At 66.5% G+C, this 20194-nt stretch carries 16 protein-coding genes; 12 read left to right on the top strand and 4 right to left on the bottom strand.

The window, feature by feature from the left end; all coding sequences use genetic code 11:
* Positions 1-6: 6 nt before the first annotated feature.
* From A7X65_RS31780 to A7X65_RS31800, 5 genes are read left to right on the top strand one after another with little or no spacing between them, the layout of a single operon-like run.
* A complete protein-coding gene (locus A7X65_RS31780) occupies positions 7-990 on the top strand; it encodes a DUF58 domain-containing protein (protein ID WP_063692777.1) in 984 nt (327 codons plus the stop codon).
* Positions 983-1471 carry a DUF4381 domain-containing protein gene (locus A7X65_RS31785; protein ID WP_063692778.1) on the top strand — a complete coding sequence of 163 codons (489 nt, stop codon included), beginning with the start codon at positions 983-985 and terminating at the stop codon, positions 1469-1471. The genes A7X65_RS31780 and A7X65_RS31785 overlap by 8 nt, the downstream gene beginning before the upstream one ends.
* Positions 1464-2462, top strand: a complete 999-nt coding sequence (locus tag A7X65_RS31790) for a vWA domain-containing protein (RefSeq protein WP_063692779.1) — start codon at positions 1464-1466, stop codon at positions 2460-2462. Before A7X65_RS31785 ends, A7X65_RS31790 begins: the two co-directional genes overlap by 8 nt.
* Positions 2455-3969, top strand: coding sequence for a VWA domain-containing protein (locus tag A7X65_RS31795; protein ID WP_063692781.1), 1515 nt, complete (start codon positions 2455-2457; stop codon positions 3967-3969). The genes A7X65_RS31790 and A7X65_RS31795 overlap by 8 nt, the downstream gene beginning before the upstream one ends.
* Positions 3966-5351, top strand: coding sequence for a BatD family protein (locus A7X65_RS31800; RefSeq protein ID WP_063692783.1), 1386 nt, complete (start codon positions 3966-3968; stop codon positions 5349-5351). The genes A7X65_RS31795 and A7X65_RS31800 overlap by 4 nt, the downstream gene beginning before the upstream one ends.
* Positions 5352-5518: 167 nt before the next feature.
* On the opposite strand, the gene A7X65_RS31805 is transcribed toward A7X65_RS31800, so the two are convergent.
* Positions 5519-6472: a LysR family transcriptional regulator gene (locus tag A7X65_RS31805; protein WP_063692785.1), complete on the bottom strand. Its 954-nt coding sequence runs from the start codon at positions 6470-6472 to the stop codon at positions 5519-5521.
* A 98-nt stretch (positions 6473-6570) separates the two neighbouring features.
* Here A7X65_RS31805 and A7X65_RS31810 point away from each other — a divergent pair, with 98 nt between their 5' ends.
* Positions 6571-7752, top strand: coding sequence for an MFS transporter (locus A7X65_RS31810; protein ID WP_063693826.1), 1182 nt, complete (start codon positions 6571-6573; stop codon positions 7750-7752).
* Positions 7753-7762: 10 nt separating this feature from the next.
* Entirely contained in the window at positions 7763-8797 is a 1035-nt protein-coding gene (locus tag A7X65_RS31815) for an aldo/keto reductase (RefSeq protein ID WP_063692787.1), read from the top strand.
* A 36-nt stretch (positions 8798-8833) separates the two neighbouring features.
* Here the strand turns inward: A7X65_RS31815 and A7X65_RS31820 are convergent, their stop codons facing one another.
* Both A7X65_RS31820 and A7X65_RS31825 read right to left on the bottom strand, forming a co-directional pair.
* Entirely contained in the window at positions 8834-10429 is a 1596-nt protein-coding gene (locus A7X65_RS31820; RefSeq protein ID WP_245324000.1) for an amidohydrolase family protein, read from the bottom strand.
* Entirely contained in the window at positions 10426-11244 is an 819-nt protein-coding gene (locus tag A7X65_RS31825; protein WP_063692789.1) for a uracil-DNA glycosylase family protein, read from the bottom strand. The genes A7X65_RS31820 and A7X65_RS31825 overlap by 4 nt, the downstream gene beginning before the upstream one ends.
* Before the next feature lie 257 nt (positions 11245-11501).
* On the opposite strand from A7X65_RS31825, the gene A7X65_RS31830 reads away from it, so the two are divergent.
* On the top strand, positions 11502-13088 hold the full coding sequence (locus A7X65_RS31830; RefSeq protein ID WP_063692791.1) for an amidase family protein: 1587 nt from the start codon (positions 11502-11504) through the stop codon (positions 13086-13088).
* 48 nt (positions 13089-13136) lie between these two features.
* On the opposite strand, the gene A7X65_RS31835 is transcribed toward A7X65_RS31830, so the two are convergent.
* Positions 13137-14429, bottom strand: a complete 1293-nt coding sequence (locus A7X65_RS31835; protein WP_245324003.1) for a TadE/TadG family type IV pilus assembly protein — start codon at positions 14427-14429, stop codon at positions 13137-13139.
* A 394-nt stretch (positions 14430-14823) separates the two neighbouring features.
* Here A7X65_RS31835 and A7X65_RS31840 point away from each other — a divergent pair, with 394 nt between their 5' ends.
* The 4 genes from A7X65_RS31840 (at position 14824) to recQ (ending at position 20095) form a co-directional block, all read left to right on the top strand.
* On the top strand, positions 14824-16125 hold the full coding sequence (locus A7X65_RS31840; protein WP_063692795.1) for an O-acetylhomoserine aminocarboxypropyltransferase/cysteine synthase family protein: 1302 nt from the start codon (positions 14824-14826) through the stop codon (positions 16123-16125).
* A 12-nt stretch (positions 16126-16137) separates the two neighbouring features.
* The gene (metA, locus tag A7X65_RS31845; protein WP_063692797.1) at positions 16138-17139 is read left to right on the top strand and encodes a homoserine O-succinyltransferase MetA; all 1002 of its coding nucleotides are present in this window, start codon (positions 16138-16140) and stop codon (positions 17137-17139) included.
* 98 nt (positions 17140-17237) lie between these two features.
* On the top strand, positions 17238-17981 hold the full coding sequence (locus A7X65_RS31850; protein ID WP_063692799.1) for a polysaccharide deacetylase family protein: 744 nt from the start codon (positions 17238-17240) through the stop codon (positions 17979-17981).
* A gap of 248 nt (positions 17982-18229) precedes the next feature.
* Positions 18230-20095: a DNA helicase RecQ gene (recQ, locus tag A7X65_RS31855; RefSeq protein WP_063692801.1), complete on the top strand. Its 1866-nt coding sequence runs from the start codon at positions 18230-18232 to the stop codon at positions 20093-20095.
* The last annotated feature ends 99 nt before the right edge of the window (positions 20096-20194 follow it).

Raw genomic sequence — 20194 nt, forward strand, 5'->3', positions numbered from 1 at the left:
GGCACCATGACCGAGCCGACGAAATCCGCGCAAGGCGTCTACGTCGGCTTCGACGATCTGCTGGCACTCGAATATCGCGGCCGTCAGGTCTCGTTCCTCCCGCGCCAGCCGGTCCACAGCCTGCTCTCGGGCCGCTTCGCTTCGCGCATGAGAGGACGCGGACTGAATTTCGAGGAGATCCGCGACTATCGTCCAGGCGACGACGTCCGCTCGATCGACTGGAAGGTGACCGCACGGCTGCGCAAGCCACACGTGCGGGTGTTCGACGAGGAGCGCGATCGGCAGACGCTGCTCGTGGTCGACCAGCGTCTATCCATGTTCTTCGGCAGCCGGCGCGCCATGAAGTCCGTCACGGCGGCCGAAGCCGCGGCCATCGGCGCCTGGCGCGTTCTCGGATCCGGCGACCGGATCGGTGCCGTCGTGTTCAACGACCGCGAACTCGCCGAATTCCGGGCGAAGCGGAGCCGCTCGACGGTACTGCAGATCCTTGCGGCCATCGCGACCTACAACCGGGCGCTCTCGGTCGGTAACGGCGCCACCGCCACGCCGGCCATGCTGAACAGATCGATCGAGCAGGTTCGGCGCCGCGCGCTCCACGACGCGGTCGTGATCGTGATCAGCGACTTCGACGGCGCGGACGACCAGACGCGGAGCATGATGGGCGAGATGGCCCGCCACAACGACGTCGTCGCGCTTCTGGTGCACGATCCGCTGCAGAGCGACCTGCCGCCCTCGGCCAGCATGACCGTGACGGACGGCGACCTCCAGATCAGGCTCGACGTCGGTCGCGACAGCGTCCGGAAGGATATCGAACGCGCGACCCGCGAGCGCGTCGGTGGCGTACTGGCATGGAGCCACCAGATCGGCGTTCCCGTGTTGCCGCTCAGCGCGGCGGAAGAGACCGCGCCGCAATTGCGCAAGCTGCTCGGTGCGATGCCCGCGCGTCAGGGCCGGGGCGGGCAAGTTTCGTCGGGGGCGCACCTTGGCTGATACCTCACCCACCGCCGATCCCGTCGCCGGCCTGATCGACATTCCGCTGCCGCGGGAAACGAGCCTGTGGCCTGCGACCTGGCCGGCGCGGATTGCGGCGGTCGCGCTCCTTGCCGCAACCATCGTTGTGCTCTGTCAATTCGTGCACCATCGCCGTGCCAACCGTTACCGGCGGGAGGCACTGGCGGAACTGGGCCGGATCGGGCGTCTCCCTCAGGGGTCGAAACAAGGGTTTCTGACGGAACTGACTTTGCTGGTCAGGCGGACCGCGCTCGCCGCTTTTCCCCGGGAGCAGGTGGCGCCGCTGTTCGGCCCGGCGTGGCTGGCTTTCCTCGACCGGAGCTACGGCGGCCAGGAATTCTCGCGAGGTGTGGGAAGCCTACTGGTCACTGGACCCTACCAGCAGACCTCGCCGACCGACGCCGAAGTAAAGTCTCTGGCCGCGCTCGTTCGCCGCTGGATAAGGAGGCACCATGCTTGAATTGGCATGGCCATGGATTTTCCTGCTGCTGCCGTTGCCGCTCCTGGTATGGTGGCTGCTGCCGCCTTACCGCGCCCGCCAGGTCTCGATCCAGGTGCCGTTTTTCGAGCGCCTGGCGGCCGCGACGGGACAAACGCCGCAGCGGGGGGCGGTGGTGCTGGAACGGCGCGCAGTTCAGATGATCGTGGCGGCCGCGATGTGGATCCTGCTCGTCTCCGCGATGGCGCGACCGCAATGGGTCGGCGATCCCGTGACGCGAGAGGTCTCCGCGCGCGATCTCATCCTGGCCATCGACATCTCCGGATCGATGGATCAGCGGGACTTCAATACGCCGGACGGCACGACGCTGACGCGGCTTGACGGCGTCAAGCGCGTGATCCGGGATTTCATCGCCCGCCGCAAGGGCGATCGTGTCGCGCTCATTCTGTTCGGCACCAGGGCGTATGTGCAGGTCCCGTTCACCCAGGATCTCGAGACCGCCCAGCAGTTGCTCGACCAGACCGAGGTCGGCATGGCGGGCCAGCAGACGGCGATCGGCGATACGATCGGTCTTGCCATCAAGACCTTCGCGGCCAGCACCGCGAAGCAGAAGCTCCTGATCCTTCTGACGGACGGCAACGACACCGCGAGCCGGGTGCCGCCCGAGCACGCCGCCGACATCGCCCGTCAGAACGAGGTCGCGGTCTACACGGTCGGGGTCGGAGATCCGGCGGCGTCCGGAGAAAACCGCGTCGACCTCGGTGTGCTTCGGGCGGTCGCGTCAACGACCGGCGGCCACTTCTTCCGGGCCGAGGACGGCGCGCAACTCGAGGCGATCTACGCCGACATCGATCGGCTCGCACCGGCCAGGCTGCAGACGCTGTCGTGGCGACCGAAGCTGCCGCTGTTCCAGTGGCCGCTCGGCGCTGCAGTGGTTCTCGGCCTGGTGCTGTGGGTCGCCCTCCTCGCAGGGAGTGAATGGCGCCGGTCAAGGGAGCTGCACCATGCATGATGGGGCCACTCTGTACTTTCATCTGCTGCGGCCGCTGTGGCTACTCGCCCTGATACCCGTGATCGGGATCTCGGGACTGCTGCTCTGGCGTCAGCACGTGCACGCGCAGTGGGGCGGCGTGATCGCCCCGCATCTGCTCGATCATCTGATCGTAAGGCCTGGCCGGGGACGAACCATCAATCCGCTCTACCTTGTCGCGACGGGCATGGTGCTCGGCATCGTCGCCCTCTCCGGGCCCACATGGCGGCGCGAACTGCCACCCTTCGTCGAGGACAAAGCGCCGCTGATGATCGCGCTCTCTGTCTCGTCATCCATGAACGAGACCGACGTGGCGCCGTCGCGGCTCGAACGGGCCAAGCAGAAGATCAGAGACCTGCTCGTCGCCCGCGCAGGAGCGCGCACCGGGCTCGTCGCCTATGCCGGGACGGCGCATCTGGTGATGCCACTGACCGACGACCGCAGCGTGATCGAGCCGTTCCTGGCTGCTCTCTCGCCCGGACTGATGCCTAGCGACGGCAGCAATGCCGCCGCCGCAGTCAGCTTGGCCGCAGCGGCGCTGCGACCCGAGCCCGTCGCCGGCACGATCCTGCTGGTCGGCGACAATGCCGATCCCGCCGGCGAGGAGGCGGTCCGCCGGTCCGCCGAGCGCAACGGCCTGGCAATTCTCGCCGTAGGCCCAGTTCCGCCGACGTGGGAGGCCGCGGCCGTGCCGGTGAGCATCGACGGCACGGACATCGCGCGGCTGGAGCGCAGGATCGAGACGCACTTCCAGGCAGCCCAGGGCGACAGGTTCGGCACCCGATGGCTGGACGAGGGCTTTTGGCTGCTCTTGCCGCTGGCGCTGCTCAGCCTGCTTTGGTTCCGGCGGGGCACCACAGTCGCCTGGGGGCTCTCCCTCTTCTTCGTGCTGCAGGCCGCGCCCTCCCAGGCGGAGGACCGCCGTTTCGCAGATCTCTGGCTGACGCCGGACCAGCAAGGGCGGATCGCCTTCGACCGCGGCGACTACCACGCGGCCGCGGAGCTGTTCGCCGACCCCATGTGGCGAGGCATCGCGGCGTACCGCGCCTATGATTTCCTCATCGCCGCGCAGGAATTCGCGAAGGTCGACACGATCGAAGGCAAGTTCGCGCTCGGCAACGCGCAGGCGCAGAACCACGCCTACGAAAAGTCGCTTGCCGCCTACGACGCAGTCCTGAAGGCGCAGCCCGGCAACGTTCCGGCCAAGACCAATCGCGCGATCGTGCAGGCGGCGTTCGACGCCCAGGAGGCGAAGCGCCGCAAACAGGAGCAGGACGACAGTGCCCCGCCGGACTTCAAGGCGGACGAGACCAAGGTCGACCCGAAGCAGAAGGGCGGCAAGACCATCAAAGTCACGCCGCAGGACCTGACCACCCCGGGTGCCGCCGAGGCCTGGATGCGCCAGGTCCAGACCTCCCCCGCCGACTTCCTCAAGCTCAAATTCGCGATCCAGGCGGCCGCGCCGGTGCCGGCGGGGGGGAAGCCATGATGCGTCCGATCATGCTTTGCGCCTTGGCGGCGACCGTTGCACTGCCGACGTTCCGGGCGAGTGCGCAACAGGCCGGCCCGCCAGAGCCGATCGTGCGCGCCGCGATCGATCCGCCCCGCGTGGTGGTGGGACAGCCGACGACGCTGCGCATCGAAGTCCTGGCGCCGAACTACCTGACGTCGCCGCCTGCGATGCCGAGCTTCCAGATCAGCAACGCGGCGACGAGGCAGTTGCGCAGCGTCAACATCAACGAGCAACACGACGGCGCGACCTATGCCGGCGTCCGTTTCGAATATGCCATCTATCCGCAGGAGGCGGGCCTCTACGCTCTCCCGGAACAGAGCGTCGGCATCAGGTACGCAGCCGAACCACCGGCCGTGCGCGATGTTTCAGTCCCGCTGCAGCGCCTTCCGTTCGAAGCCTACGTTCCGGATGCCGCCGCGGCAATGCGGCCGTTCCTCTCGGCCCGCAAACTGACGGCGGAGCAGTCGGTGAAGCGCTCTTCCGATAAGCTCAAGCCGGGTGACGCCGTGACCCGTACAGTGAGGGTCGAAGCGGAGGGCACGCAGGCCATGCTGCTGCCGCCGCAGACGTTTGCCGCCGTCGACGGCTTGCGGCTCTATCCGGCTCAGCCCGTCTTGAACGACACGACCGACGGTCGGGCCGATGTCACGACGTCGACACGCACGGATTCCGCCATCTACATGCTGGAGAGGAACGGCAGCTACGCCTTGCCGGAGATCGTCATAGCCTGGTGGAATACCGAGAGCGCCAGGATCGAACAGATCCGTCTGGAGGCCATGCCCCTCGAAGTCGAAGGCGGGCCCACTGCGGGTGGCTTGCCCTCGGGCGCATGGACGTGGGAAGCCGTGCGTGACGCGGTTATCGACCATTGGGCGCTGGTGTCTCTGCTGTTCATTGGGATCATCGGCCTGGCATGGGGCGCACCCGCGGCGGCACGGCGGCTCATGCGTATATTCCAACGGCGGCATGCGGCCTATCTGAATTCGGAAGCCTGGTCCTTCCGGCATCTGCGACGCGCTGCGGGTAAGCGCGACGCCGCCGATGTCTATTTCGGATTGCTCGCCTGGCTGCAGCGCTTCGAACCGGTCGCAAAGGTCGGCACGATCGATGCTCTGACGTCCGCGGCGCAGGATCCCTTGCTCGATCGGCAGATTGCGGCCTTGCGCGCCGAGCTGTTCGCTCCGCAGCGGACGTCCGCCGGCTGGTCGCCTCGCAAGCTCATCGGACGTCTGCGCTCCGCCCGACGAAGGCTGCGCCGCCGATCCCATCGCCATGGACTGCCGCGGGTTCTCCCGGATCGGATCAACCCGATGGGCGAGCCGACCGCACATTTCAGCAATCGGAGAGTGGCCCGATGAATACCCAAGCGAGTTGGATGCCTTCGAGGCGCGGCGCGATTGGCGTCTTGATCGGACTTTCGGTGTCGCTGTGTGCGCCATTCGCCTGGGCGCAGGACGACCTGTTGCTGTCGCGCCGACGCCCGTAGGGCGAAGGTGGACTCCAGCTTCCTTCTGAGCCCTCCACCTCATCCCACGAGTTTCCACTTCCCATCCGCCGCCCGCTTCAGCGCGGGATCGCTCACGCGCACATGCTCCGCGAGGAAATCGATGAACGCGCGCACGCGGGCGGGCAGGGGCGCGGTGTGGCCGACATAGACGGCGTGGATGTCTTCGCGGTCGCCGGGATTGTAGCCTTGCAGCACGGGGACCAGGCGGCCGGCTTCGATGTCGGGGCCGATGTGGAAGAGCGCGAGGCGGGCGAGGCCGACGCCGCCGAGGCAGAGACGGCGGGCGGCTTCGCCGTCGCTGGCGCGGGCGATCGGCGGCGGCACGGCTTCCTCCGTGCGATCGCCGCGCTTGAATGGCCAGCCGCCGCGGATCCGCGAAAACGTCCAGCCGATGCCGCGGTGATCGGCGAGATCGGCCGGCGTCTTCGGCGTGCCCGCGCGTGCCAGATAGTCTGGAGCGCCGACGACCACCATGCGGCTGGTGCCGAGCTTGCGTGCGATCAGGCGCGAGGCTTTCAGGGGGCCGACACGGATGGCGACGTCGGCGCGCTCCTGCATCAGGTCGATCAGCGTGTCGGTCAGCACGAGGTCGAGCGTGATCTCGGGGTGCTCTTGGAGGAAGCGGGGGATCAGCGGCATCATATGCATCATGCCGAACGGGATATTGCTGTTGACGGTCAATCGGCCGCGCGGCGCCGCGCCCGAGGCCGCCTCGCGCTCGGCCTCCTCCATCTCGGCAAGAATGCGCAACGCGCGCTGGTAGAAGGCCTGGCCTTCCTCGGTCAGCGTGAGTTTGCGCGTCGTGCGGTTGATCAGCCGCGCGCCGAGCCGGGCCTCCAGCCGCGAGATCAGCTTGCTTACCCCTGACGGCGTCAGGCGCAGTTTTCGCGCGGCTGGGGTGAACCCGCCGAGGTCCACGACACGGACGAAGACCTCCATCTCGGCGGAGCGGTTGGTGTCGAAACGGGCCATGTTGAATTCACGTCATAAATGATTGGATTGCGGACACCCTAATGGTTTTGCCGGCGCGCGGCTATCTGCACGGCTCGTCTTATCCATTGGAGCACTGCATGCCTCCCGCCGTCCTCGCGCTCACCGCCGGTGCCTTCGGCATCGGCACCACCGAATTCATCATCATGGGCCTGCTGCTGCAGGTCGCCGCCGACATGCACGTCTCCGTGCCGGTCGCGGGCCTGCTGATCTCAGGTTATGCGCTCGGCGTGTTCGTCGGCGCGCCGGTCCTGACCCTTGCGACGCGCAAGATGCCGCGGAAGACCGTGCTGCTGGCGCTGATGGCGATCTTCACGCTCGGCAATGCCGCCTGTGCGCTGGCGCCGAACTACGAACTGCTGATGGCGGCGCGCGTGCTGACCTCGCTCGCCCACGGCACGTTCTTCGGCGTCGGCTCGGTGGTCGCGACCAGCCTCGTCGCCGAGGACAAGCGGGCCTCCGCGATCTCCACCATGTTCATCGGCCTGACGGTCGCAACGTTGCTGGGCGTGCCCTTCGGCGCCTGGTTCGGCCTGATGCTCGGCTGGCGCGCGGCGTTCTGGGCGGTGACCGTCATCGGCGTGATCGCCTTCGCGGTGGTTGCGGCGCTCGTGCCGGGCAATGTCGGCAATGGTGACAAGCCGGTCTCGCTGTCCGAGGAAGTTGCGGTGCTCAGCCGTCCGCAGGTGCTGCTCGGCCTCGCCATGACCGTGTTCGGCTTCGCCGGCCTGTTCGTCGTCTTCACCTATATCCAGCCGATCCTGACGCGCTTCACCGGCTTCTCGGAGGAAGCGGTCTCTCCGATCCTGCTGGTGTTCGGCGTGGGTCTTGCGATCGGCAATGTCGCCGGCGGCAAGCTCGCCGACCGCGGCCTCGCCCGCGCCCTGACCAGCACGCTCGCCGCGCTCGCCATCGTGCTGCTCGGCCTTGCCGCCGTGCTGTCGGTCAAGATCGCCGCCGTCGCGCTGATCCTGCTGCTTGGCATCGCCGCCTTCGCAACCGTCGCGCCGCTTCAGCTTCGCGTGCTGGAGGCGGCCGGTCCCAGTGGCCGCACGCTCGCCTCCAGCCTCAACATCGCCGCGTTCAATCTCGGCAACGCCCTTGGCGCCTGGGCCGGCGGCGTCACCATCGCTCGCGGGCTGGGCCTTTCCGCGCTGCCGCTGGTTGCGGCCGGCATCACGGCAGTCGGCCTCGTGCTGGCGCTGTGGAGCCTGCAACTCGACCGCCGGCAGGCCGTCGTCGCGGCGTGTCCGGCGGAATAGGAGAGCGATCATGGAATACCGCAATCTCGGTGCGTCCGGGCTCAAGGTCCCCGTCCTCAGCTTCGGCACCGGCACTTTTGGCGGCCAGGGCCCGCTGTTCTCGGCCTGGGGCCGCAGCAGTGCGGACGAAGCGCGCAGGCTGGTCGACATCTGCCTCGACGCCGGCGTCAATCTGTTCGACAGCGCCGACGTCTATTCGAACGGTGCCTCCGAGGAGATCCTTGGCGCCGCGATCAAGGGTCGTCGCGACAAGGTGCTGATCTCGACCAAGATGAGCCTGCCGATGGGCGACGGTCCGCTCGACGCCGGTTCGTCGCGGCAGCGACTGCTTGCCTCGGTCGATGCGGCGCTGCGTCGGCTTGGCACCGATAGCATCGATTTGCTCCAGCTCCACGCCTTCGACGCGTTCACGCCGATCGAGGAGGTGCTGTCCACGCTCGACGTGCTCGTACGCGCCGGGAAGCTGCGCTATGTCGGCGTTTCGAACTTCGCGGGCTGGCAGTTGATGAAGTCGCTCGCCGTCGCCGACCGGCATGGCTGGCCACGCTATGTCGCGCACCAGGTCTATTACTCGCTGCTCGGCCGCGACTATGAGTGGGAGCTGATGCCGCTAGCGCGCGACCAGGGTGTCGGCGCGCTGGTCTGGAGCCCACTGGGCTGGGGCCGGCTGACCGGAAAGATCCGGCGCGGCGAGCCGCTGCCGCAAGGCAGCCGCCTGCACGCCACCGCACAATTCGGCCCGCCCGTGGACGATGCGCGCCTTTACGCCGTCGTCGACGTGCTCGATGCAATCGCCGCAGAGACCGGCCGCACCGTGCCGCAGGTTGCGATCGCCTGGCTGCTGGCGCGCCCCACGGTCTCCTCCGTGATCATCGGCGCCCGCGACGAGGCGCAACTGCGCGACAATCTCGGCGCGGTCGGCTGGTCGCTGAGCGCGGATCAGATCAAGCGTCTCGACGAGGTCAGCGCGGTGATGCCGCCTTATCCGTACTATCCCTATCGCATCCAGGAGGGCTTTGCGCGGTTGAACCCGCCGATGGTGTGAACGCCGACGACGTAGAATTCGGCGAACCGCACGCGGCTAATAGAACGCAGCGATCGCCGTCGCGATTCCCGGCGGAAGATTCGCTTCGTTCTTGAGCGTGTCCAGGAAGACGGGATCGCCCGCCACGGTGAGGCCGTCCAACTTGATCGGGTGCAGCGGCTCGTCGGCCACGGCCGTTGCCGCCAGATCTGGACCGGTGCGGACGCCGTTATATTCGAGCCGCGGGCGCAGTTGGACGTTGTTGCCGAACTGCTCGTCCAGCGCGAGGCGCCACCCGGTGCGCGACACGGTACCGCGGGCGATCGCATCGCCCATGGCGAGACTACGTGGTTGCAGCGTGCCGAGATTGCCGAGCGCGGCCTTCAGGCGGGTCGTCGCCTCCGCCAGCGTCACTTTCTCGATCCCCGGATCCTGGTCTGGCGAGGAGAAGTCGATCACCCGCGCGCTGCTTCCGATCTTGAGGGCCTCGCCGCTTCCGCCCGCCTTTTGCATGATCGTCTTGGTACCGTAGCGCGGCCGTCCGCCGATCGTGACGAGGGCGACGTCCTGCTCGCGCGACTTGATCAGATGGCCGTAGGGATCGCCGGTGACGCCCTTCACGACCAGGAGATCGGCGAACTTGCCCGCGGCGATGGTTCCGAGCTTTCCATCCCACTTCAGGATCGCGGCGGGATTGCGCGTCGTCATCGAGACGATGTCGTAGTCGCTGAATCCGAGATTGAAATGCGCGGACACGACCTTCGCCGCCTTCAGCTCGCCGAGCAGGTTCTTGCTGCCGGACGGCGACCAGTCCGAGCCGAGCGCGATGGTGAGGCCGGCCGTGCGCGCGGCTGCGATGTCGGTGGTCTTGCCGTAGAGCAGCAGATTGCTCAGGGGCGACCACACGACCTTGGCATGGTTCTCGGCCATCGTTCCGAAGTCGGTTGCATCGAGCGCCGTGCAATGAATGCCTGCCAGCGATGGTTCGATCGCCCAGTCGCCTGAGGGATTGCGCAAGGCGAGGAAGTGGCTGTGAGCCTTGATGTCGATGCCTTCGCTGAGGTGCAGCAGGAAACACGACGACGATTTCAGCTCCTTGTCGAACTTCGCCCAGTCCTGGGCGTCGATGTCGGGAATCTTGGAATGGGCGCGCGGCAGGTCCGGCGGGCTGCCGATTTCCGCGGCGCGCAAGGCGCCCTTGTAGTATTTGTGGATCGTGCCGCTCCAGTTCGACAGCGTGATCCCCTGGCTGGTCGTCGTTCCCGCGAGCATGCATTTGGCCTCGACGTAGCGGACGAGGGCCGGCAGCAGCGAGCCGTCGTCGGCAAGCGCGATCGCGCTCATCGGGCCGGTCACGGAGGTCTTGTAGGATTTGGCGTTCTGCCACTGGTCGCGATTGCCGTAGGGCTGCGGGACCTGCCAGAGCGGCAGGATGTTGTAGCTGAGGTGATTGTGCAGCTCGATCAGGCCGGGATAGATGGTCCCGCCGGTCGCCACGGGAGCGACGGCTTCGAAGCCCGCCGGCGCCGGTTGTCCTTTCGGGACCACCGCGGCGATGCGGTTATCCTCGATGAAGATCGTCCCGCTCGTGATGAAATCGCCTTCGGCGGCCATCGTCACGATCCGCCCGCTCAGCGCCCATCGCGAGCTCACGGGATCACTCCGTCAGGGACAGTGATGGTGATGTTGCGCCGCTTGGCGGCGGCGTCGGCGCCCTGGCGCACCGCCCATGCCCTGTCTCCGCGCATCCAGGCGGGCAGGCCCGCCGGAAGGTCCTTGGCGATGATGTCGACGAGCTCGGCCGGCTTGAACGTATCGCCATAGGGCACCAGCGCAGTCTGGACGTCGGGATTCTTGACCGCAGGTGCAAGCGCGGCGAGCGCGGCATTCCATTTGGTCAGCATGATCTTGGTGTTGGCGGCCTGCGTCGCGGCATCGTGGGCGGAGCTTTCCGGCCAGGTCGGATGCGGGATGTGCTGATAGGCGAGAGTCTTGTAGGTCGCGCCATCGGCGGTCTTCAGCCACGCTTTCCAGGCCTCGTCCGCAAGGCCGCCAAGCGAGACGACGACTTCGATGTTGGCCGTGCCGAGCACGGCCTTGAACCATTTGTTGCGATAATCGACGATGCCGGGCTCGTTCTTGTGCTTGGAGCCGCCGCTCTGCCCGTACACGCTGTACAGGAACGTGTTGACCATCACGTAGCTTCGCGTGATGCCGAGCTTGGCCAGGAAGCCCTGCGTGCGGCGCCCAGCGGTGCCGACCAGGATCCGGCGCACGATCGTCTCGTGCTGGGCGGGATCCTGTCCGACGACGAGCACACGCGCCGATCCGTCGAGCCGGCCACGATGGAAGATCGGCCCCCATTCAATGCGGAAATCGTGGGGATCGTAGGCCTCAGGGCCGGGATAGTCGGTGCACAGATCGCGAAAGGGTTGTTCGCAATATCCGCCGTCGAACTCCGTGAGCATGGCAATGCTCCAATCTGTCGAGGTCAAAATAGCTGCGTCAGTAATCCCAGTCGTTTCATGCGGCAATCTTGGCGGTCATGTCATAAACGACTCAACCAATATGTGGGTCGGGACAGGCCGCCCAAAGGTTCACGCTCCCACGCAGCTTCGTGACGGGGCGTGACAGAGCGTCGCGACAGCGCGCCATGCAGAAACGCGCCTGTACACGGTCGCGTGACCTCCATAACCTCCGCGGCGCAATTTTTTGGAGATGCGACGTGGCGAAGAAGGCGGCGACCAAGAAGAAGACGGCACCGAAGACATCAGCGAAGACCTCGCGCAAAACAGGCGGCGGACGAAAGGCTGCCGCAGCCAAGACGGCCAGGAAGACCGCCAAGAAGGCCGTGAAGAAGGCCGCGCCGCGCAAATCGGCCATCGCGCGCCGTCCCAAGGGGGCGGTCTGGCAATGGTCCGCGGTCGAGACCGCGGCCGCGATCCGCTCCGGCGCGATTTCTGCTGTCGAGACGGTCGAGGCGCATCTGGACCGGATGCGCGCGGTCAATCCGAAGCTGAATGCGGTCGTCGTCGATCTCGGCGAGGAGGCGCTGAAGGCGGCGCACGCTGCCGACAAGCAGCGCGCCAAGAGCGGCGAGCTCGGTCTCCTGCACGGCGTGCCCGTCACCATCAAGGAGAACGTCGACTATGAGGGCCGGCCGAACTTCAACGGCGTTCCCGCCAACAAGGACCTGATAGCGCCCTCGGACGCACCCGTCGTCCGCAACCTGAAGAAGGCGGGTGCGATCGTCATCGGCCTCACCAACACGCCGGAATTCTCCTTCCGCGGCTTCACCGACAATCCCCTGCACGGGCTGACGCTCAATCCCTGGAATCCCGATATCACCTGCGGCGGCTCCTCGGGCGGCGCGGGTTCGGCGGTTGCCGCCGGCATCGGCACGATCGCCCACGGCAACGATATCGGCGGCTCGCTGCGCTGGCCGGCGCATTGCAACGGCGTTGCCACCATCAAGCCGACGCAGGGCCGCATCCCCGCCTTCAACGGCAGCGCCACGGCCGAGCGCCCGATGCTGGCGCATCTGATGTCGGCGCAGGGCCCGCTCGCCCGTCACGTCGCCGACGTCCGTCTCGCGCTGGAGGTGATGAGCCAGCGCGATCCGCGCGATCCCTGGTGGGTGCCGGCGCCGCTGGTCGGGGCCAGGCCGAAGGGGCCGATCAAGGTTGCCCTGGCGAAGATTCCCGACGACATGGCCGTCGATCCTTCGGTCGCTGCGGCGCTGCGCCAGGCCGCCGATCATCTCGAACGTTCCGGCTATCGCGTCACCGAGGTCGAAGTGCCCGACATCAACGGCGTCTGGCAGACCTGGTGCGACATCATCACCAACGAGACGGTGGTGATGCAGGAGGCCGCCATGCTCAAGGTCACGTCCGAGGACTTCCACAAGGCCTGGGGCGGCATGAAGACCAAGGCCAACGTGCTCGACCTCAAGGCCTGGATGCAGGCGACGGCTGCGCGCAACGGCCATATCCGCGCCTGGCAGCTGTTCTTCGAGGAATATCCGGTCGTGCTGGCGCCGACCACGGTGAAGCCGACGCCGGGCCCGCGTGAAGACACCGTCAGCGCCGAGCGCGTGAAGGAGATCTTCTGGGGCGAGATCCGCTTCATCTCCGCGATCAACGTGCTGGGCCTGCCCGGCGCGGTGGTGCCGGTCGCCGTCCACGACGGCAAGCCGATCGGCGTGCAGCTGATCGCGGGGCGCTATCGCGAGGATCTCGCGCTCGACGCCGCAGCCGCGATCGAGAAGCGCGCCGGCGTGCTGGTCCATCGTCTCTGGGAGACGATGGCCTGAGGCCGTGCGCAAGGGCTCCGCGTCACGCGCGGGGCCCGCGGCGGCGGATCAATTGGTCAGATGCGCGGCGGCGATCGCCTTCTGGAACAGCGCGTTCAGCGCGTCGGTGATGCTCGAGTCGCTCGAGACCTCGTAGTAATAGCCCGACGTCGCGCAGGCCTGCATCTTGGTCGCGATCGAGCTGCGCCATGGCGCGATGTAGGTGTTGTACCAGCTGTTGTTGGTGATCGCGAGATAGGTGGTGTAGAGCACGGCGATCTTGACGCCGCGCGCCTTGATGGTGTCGCAGATCGTCGTCGTCAGCGGCTCCTGGCATCGGCCCGACGAGGTGATCACGGTCTTGCTGCAGCTCGAAGGATAATAATAGTCGGCGACGCCGTCCGAGACGAAGAACAGCCATTTCTGTGGCGAGGACGAGGAACCGTCGCCCGGCGTCGGGATCGCGCCGTTGATCGACGACAGGATGCCGTCGAAATCCGTGCACATGTCGTTGTTGTAGTTTGTGTAGGGGATCGTCATCAGGTCGACGCCGGAAACCGCCGTCTTCACCGAAGACAGGCTCGACGTCAGCGCCGAGATCGTGGTCAGGCCGATCGAGGCGCAATCGCTGCCCATGGTGTAGACCGCCATCCGGTACTGGTTGCTGACGAGCTGGCTCGCGGTCGCCGTGTCCGTCAGCGATTGCGTCGCGTCGCGGACCAGGTCGATCCGCATCTTGACCCCGAGGTTCTTCGCGATCGCGTAATAGCTGCTCGTCTGCTTGGTCTTCTTCGTGCTCGACGTGTAGATGTCGTGGCAGGCGAAAGCGCAGCTGTCGGATGTCGCGTTCTGCAGCGCGGTCATGTCGGCCGTGGTGGCGCCTAGCCCCTGCGACGGGGAATTGTCCAGCAGCACGTAGAAGTCGATGTAGGACGGCAGCGAGGCCGCCGCGCCGGATGTGGCCGAGAACTCCAGAGTCTTGTAGCCCAGGATGCCCATGAAATAGGTCGTCACCGACGACGACGCCGTCCCGGTGGCGGTGCGCGTGGTGACGGTGTCGGTCACGGTGATGGTCACCGAGCTCGTCGCAAGGCCGAACGCGGACATCTGTCCGGCGAAGGTGTTCAGGGCGTCGCTCTGCGCGGCCGACGCGCTCTTGGTGATTTCGCTCTTGGCCGTGGCGACCACCACGGCGGTGTCGAGCGCGGCGATCAGCTTGGTTCGCGCCCGTGCGGCGAGCGAATAGTCGACGGCTGCGCCGACAAAGGACAGCAGCGGCGCCAGGGAGAGCGCGAAGATGACGGCGATGTTGCCGCGCCGGTCGGCGGCAAATCGCGAGAGCAGATTGTTGACGTACGCCAAGCCGGCACATCCCAAAGCAAGCAACGATGCGCCAGCGTAGAGGCGGTAAAATTACGCAACGATTGAGCGCCGCGTGATCGTTGATGTCCTGTGATTGCGGATCGTTTCGATGGAGCTTTGAGAGACGTCGTGAAATGGATGTTGGAGAGGCGGCTTTCAAACGCGGCAGAGCCCGCGCCGCGAAGGCGAGGCGGGAGCGCCGAGGCCCCTCAATTGATTAATCCAATTTAACTCGAATTTGAGCCAATTCACCAACAAGCGTTAGGGTTACTTCCTCGATGTCTAAGCGAATTATTGTCCGCTTTACCACCCGCCTCTAACAGAGGGAGAGCGGACAACGCACATGCCTCATACAGGCCAATAAGTGCGGCCCGCTCCACGCGGAGGTGGCACGATGCGCAACGAGACGATCGCTATTCACGCCGGCTACGAACCCGAGGCGACCACGCACGCGGTTGCCGTGCCGATCTACCAGACCGCGGCCTACGCCTTCGATAGCGCCGATCACGGCGCGGCGCTCTTCAATCTTGAGGCGGAAGGTTTCCGCTACAGCCGTATCGCCAATCCGACCAGCGCGGTGCTGGAGAAGCGCATCGCCCAGCTCGAGGGCGGCGTCGGCGCGCTCGCGGTCGCGACCGGGCAGGCGGCGCTGCATTTCGCCTTCGTCAACGTCGCCGATCATGGCGGCAACATCGTTTCCGTGCCGCAGCTCTACGGCACCACGCACACGCTGCTTTCGCACATCCTGCCGCGCCAGGGCATCACCGGCCGCTTCGCCGAGAGCGACGCGCCCGATGCGATCGCCAGGCTGATCGACGAGAACACCCGCGCCGTGTTCGCCGAGACCATCGGCAATCCCGCCGGCAATGTCTGCGATATCGAGGCGCTGGCGAAAATCGCGCATGCGCATGGCGTGCCGCTGATCGTCGACAACACTGTCGCGACCCCGATCCTGCTCAAGCCGTTCGACTACGGCGCCGACATTGCCGTGCACTCCCTGACCAAGTTCCTGGGCGGCCACGGCACGACGCTCGGCGGCGCCATCGTCGATTCCGGCAATTTCCCCTGGGCGAAACACGCCGACCGCTTCCCGGCCTACAACAAGCCGGACGCGTCCTATCATGGCCTCGTCTATGCCGAGCGCTTCGGCCGCACCGCCTATATCGAGCGCGCACGCAGCGTCTATCAGCGCACCATGGGTTCGGTGCTGTCGCCGTTCAACGCCTTCCTGTTGCTGCAGGGCATCGAGACGGTGGCGCTGCGCATGGAGCGCCACGTCGAGAACGCGCGCAAGGTCGCCGAATTTTTGCGCGGCGATCCGCGCGTGGCGTGGGTCAATTACACCGGTTTTCCGGACAGCCCCTATTATCCGCTCGTCCAGAAGTATCTCGACGGCAACGCCTCCTCGCTGTTCACCTTCGGCATCAAGGGCGGCATGGAAGCCGGCAAGACCTTCTATGACGCGCTGAAGTTGATCACGCGCCTCGTCAATATCGGCGACGCCAAGTCGCTGGCCTGCCATCCGGCCTCGACCACGCACCGTCAGATGTCGGCGGAGCAACAGCGCGTCGCCGGCGTGCTGCCGGAGACGATCCGGCTCTCGATCGGCATCGAGCATTCCTCGGATATCATCGAGGACATCGACCAGGCGTTGGAGAAGGCCTGTCCGTCGTCGCGGCTTCAGGCGGCGGAGTAGGCGGACGGCCCGATGACGATCTTGATCGACAGGGATCAAGGCATATCGAGCCCGGCGCTGGTGCCGGCCGAGGGCGACCTCGCGCATGATCACGCCGGCGCCGATCTCACGATCGGGCTGATCAACAACATGCCGGATCCGGCGCTGAAAGCGACCGAGCGGCAGTTCATGAAGCTGCTTCAGGCCGCCGCAGGTCCGCGCCGCATCCGCTTCCACTGCTTTTCGCTGCCCTCGGTCAAGCGCTCGCCGGAAGCGAAATGGCATGTCGAGAGCGAATATTCCGATCTCGCAGATCTCAAGCGTCAGAAATTCGACGGGCTGATCGTGACCGGCGCCGAGCCGGTTGCGCCCGAGCTCCACCAGGAGCCATATTGGCGCGACCTCACCGACCTCATCGATTGGGCCAAGGCCAACACGCGCTCGACGATCTGGTCGTGCCTCGCCGCGCATGCCGCAGTGCTGCATCTCGACGGCATCGAACGGCGCCGGCTGCCGGCCAAATGCCATGGCGTCTTCGACTGCGAAGCGCTGGTGGACGATTCCCTCACGCAGGCTGCTCCCGCGCCGCTCAAGGTTTCGCATTCACGCCTGAACGAGCTTGCCGAGAACGACCTCGCGCAGGCCGGCTATCAGGTGCTGACCCGCTCGGCGCAGGCCGGCGTCGACGTGTTCGTGCGCCAATATCTCAGCCGATTCGTGTTCTTCCAGGGCCACCCGGAATATGACGCGCTGTCGCTCCAGCGCGAATATCTCCGTGACATCGGCCGCTACCTCGCGCGGGAACGCGAGAACTACCCGCATCTGCCCGTGAGCTATTTTGACGCAGCGACGGAAGAGAAGCTCGCCCGTTTCGAGAAACGGGCGCGGCACCAGCGCCATCCGGCGTTGACCAACGACCTGCCGGCGCTGAATTTGCGCGCCGATATCGCCGCCGGCAGCGCTGCGGCCGCGCTATTCCGCAATTGGTTGCACTATCTCGGTTCGCCAGCCGATGCGCCGCTCCTGGCGCGCTAGCCGGTTCGTTCGGCGTTAGGATTACCAAAGCGTTAGGCTTGCCTCGATCGGCGCCTGAATGTTTCAGTAGAGAAATACGGAATCACGGGAACGCAGTCGTGTGGTCGGCACTCCAGGGACGCGTGAGCAATCGGCTAGCCCGGCATTTCCGTGCCGCGCCGCACCGTTTGCCTGCGCATGCGCCGCTGGTGAGCTTCACCTTCGACGATGCGCCCGATAGCGCGGCCGGCGAGGGCGCCTCGCTGCTCGAGGCGCATGGCGGCCGCGGCACGTATTACATCGCGGGCAGCCTGATCGGCCAGCCGTCGGATCATTGGCATGGCCTGTCGAACGACGCGATCGTGCGGCTGCACCGGACAGGCCACGAGATCGCCTGCCACACCTTCTCGCACCAGAGCTCGGCCAATCTCGACGAAGCCGCCATGGCCCGCGAGATCGAGCGGAACCGCGCTCATTTCCGCGCCATCGATTCCTCGATCACGCTGGAGAACTTCGCCTATCCCTATGGGATCGCCTCGGTGTGGCGCAAGCCGCAGCTGGCAAAGACCTTCCGCTCGGCGCGCGGCATCCTTCCCGGCGTCAACAGCGATGTCATCGACCTCCAGTTCCTGCGCGCATCGCCGCTGGTCGAATGCGAGATCGACGAGGCAGGCGTCGATCGCTATTTCGACGAAGCGGTCGCGAGCGGCGGCTGGCTGATCTTCTACGGCCACGACGTCGCCGAGGCGCCAAGCCCCTATGGCTGCACGCCGCGCCTGATGCGCCACGCGCTCGAGGCGGCCCAGCGACGTGGCATGCCCATCGTGACGGTCGCGGAAGCGCTGCGGCGAATCGGGGTGTGAGACGCCTCTTCCTTCTCCCCTTGCGGGAGAAGGTGGCGCGAAGCGCCGGATGAGGGGTATGCCTCCGCAGTTTTCAATGCCTGGTCTGATCCGCGGATAGATACCCCTCACTCGCCGAGCTTCGCTCGGCACCCTCTCCCACAAGGGGAGAGGGAAGACCGGTGCAAGCCCCGCAAACGGCCTTGCCACGGCCGCCCCAGCATGCGACTGGCCTTGTGACGAATCCCGCGGCCTCGCTCGACTCACCCATGAACGCTCCTTCCACCGCTCCGCTGCCCGCGCCGGCCAACGGCCGCGATGCATTGTCGGTGCTGCATTCGGTGTTCGGCCTGCCGGGGTTCCGCGGCGCGCAGGGCGACATCGTCCGGCACGTCACCGACGGCGGTAATTGCCTCGTGCTGATGCCGACCGGCGGCGGCAAGTCGCTGTGCTACCAGCTGCCGTCGCTGCTGCGCGAGGGCTGCGGCATCGTGGTTTCGCCACTGATCGCGCTGATGCGCGACCAGGTCGCCGGTCTGATCGAGGCCGGTGTCAACGCCGCCGCGCTGAACTCGTCCCTGACATTCCAGGAGGCCTCCGAGATCGAACGCCGCCTGATCGCTGGTGATCTCGACCTGCTCTATGTCGCGCCGGAACGGCTGGTGACGCCGCGCTGCCTGTCGATGCTGGCGCAGGCCAAGGTGGCGCTGTTCGCGATCGACGAGGCGCATTGCGTCTCGCAATGGGGGCACGACTTCCGGCCCGAATATGTCGGCCTCTCCATCATCGCCGAGCGTTTCCCCGACGTGCCGCGCATCGCGCTCACCGCGACCGCCGACGAGCTGACGCGCAAGGAGATCGTCGAGCGGCTTCAGCTTGCCGGTTCGCCACAATTCGTCTCCAGCTTCGACCGGCCCAACATCCGCTACGAGATCGTCGACAAGCGCAATGCGGTGTCGCAGCTCAAGGAGTTCATCAGGGAGCGCCACGCGGGTGACGCCGGCGTGGTCTATTGCCTGTCGCGCAACCGGGTCGAGGAGGTCGCCGCCGCGCTCGAGGAGGCCGGCATCGCCGCGCTGCCCTATCATGCCGGTCTCGACGGCAGTGTGCGCTCGCGCAACCAGGACCGTTTCCTCAACGAGGGCGGCATCGTCATCGTCGCGACCATCGCCTTCGGCATGGGCATCGACAAGCCCGACGTGCGCTTCGTCGCCCATCTCGATCTGCCCAAGAGCATCGAGGCCTACTACCAGGAGACGGGGCGTGCGGGGCGCGACGGCAAGCCGTCGGCGGCCTGGATGGCCTATGGTCTCTCCGACATCGTGCAGCAGCGCCGCATGATCGACGAGTCCGCCGGGTCCGAGGATTTCAAGCGCGTCTCGATCCGCAAGCTCGACGCGCTGGTCGGCCTTGCCGAGACCGCGCATTGCCGCCGCAAGCGGCTGCTCGGCTATTTCGGCGAGGACGTGCATGGCGAGACCTGCGGCAATTGCGACAACTGCCTGACGCCGCCGAAGATGCGCGACGGCAAGGTGCTGGCGCAGAAGCTGCTGTCCTGCACCTACCGCACCGGCCAGCGTTTCGGCGCGATGCACCTGATCGACGTGCTGGTCGGTCGCCTGACCGAGAAGGTCACGCAGTTCGGCCACGACAAGCTCTCGGTGTTCGGCATCGGGCGCGAGCTCAACGAGAAGCAATGGCGCACGGTGCTGCGGCAGCTCGTGGCGATGGGACATCTGCAGGCCGACAGCGAGGCTTATGGCGCGCTGAGGCTGACGGAGTCCGCGCGCGGCGTGCTGCGCGGCGAAACGGAAGTCTGGCTGCGCGAGGAGGCGCCGAGCACCCGCGTCCGCTCCAGCCGCGCGAAATCCCGCCGCGGCGAGCTCGCCCCCGCCGCGAGCGCGCCGCAGGGCGATGTCGATCCTGAACTGCGCGCGCGGCTACGTTCCTGGCGTTCGGAGGTCGCGCGCGAGCGCGGCGTGCCGGCCTATGTCGTGCTGCACGATGCGACGATCGACGGCATCGTGCGGGCCTGGCCGACCACGCTGGACGAGCTGCGCAACGTGCCTGGCATCGGCGACAAGAAGCTCGAGCATTACGGCGACGAGTTGCTGCAGATCGTCAGGACGCGGTAGGGGGAGCAGCCTTTATTTCCGGTGTCGTCCCGGCGGAGGCCGGGACCCGTACCGCGTGATCTGTCGGCGGCGATCGGTAGGAGTACCGAACTCCGAGTC

The sequence above is a fragment of the Bradyrhizobium stylosanthis genome, assembly GCF_001641335.1.
In the GTDB taxonomy this organism is placed as follows: domain Bacteria; phylum Pseudomonadota; class Alphaproteobacteria; order Rhizobiales; family Xanthobacteraceae; genus Bradyrhizobium; species Bradyrhizobium stylosanthis.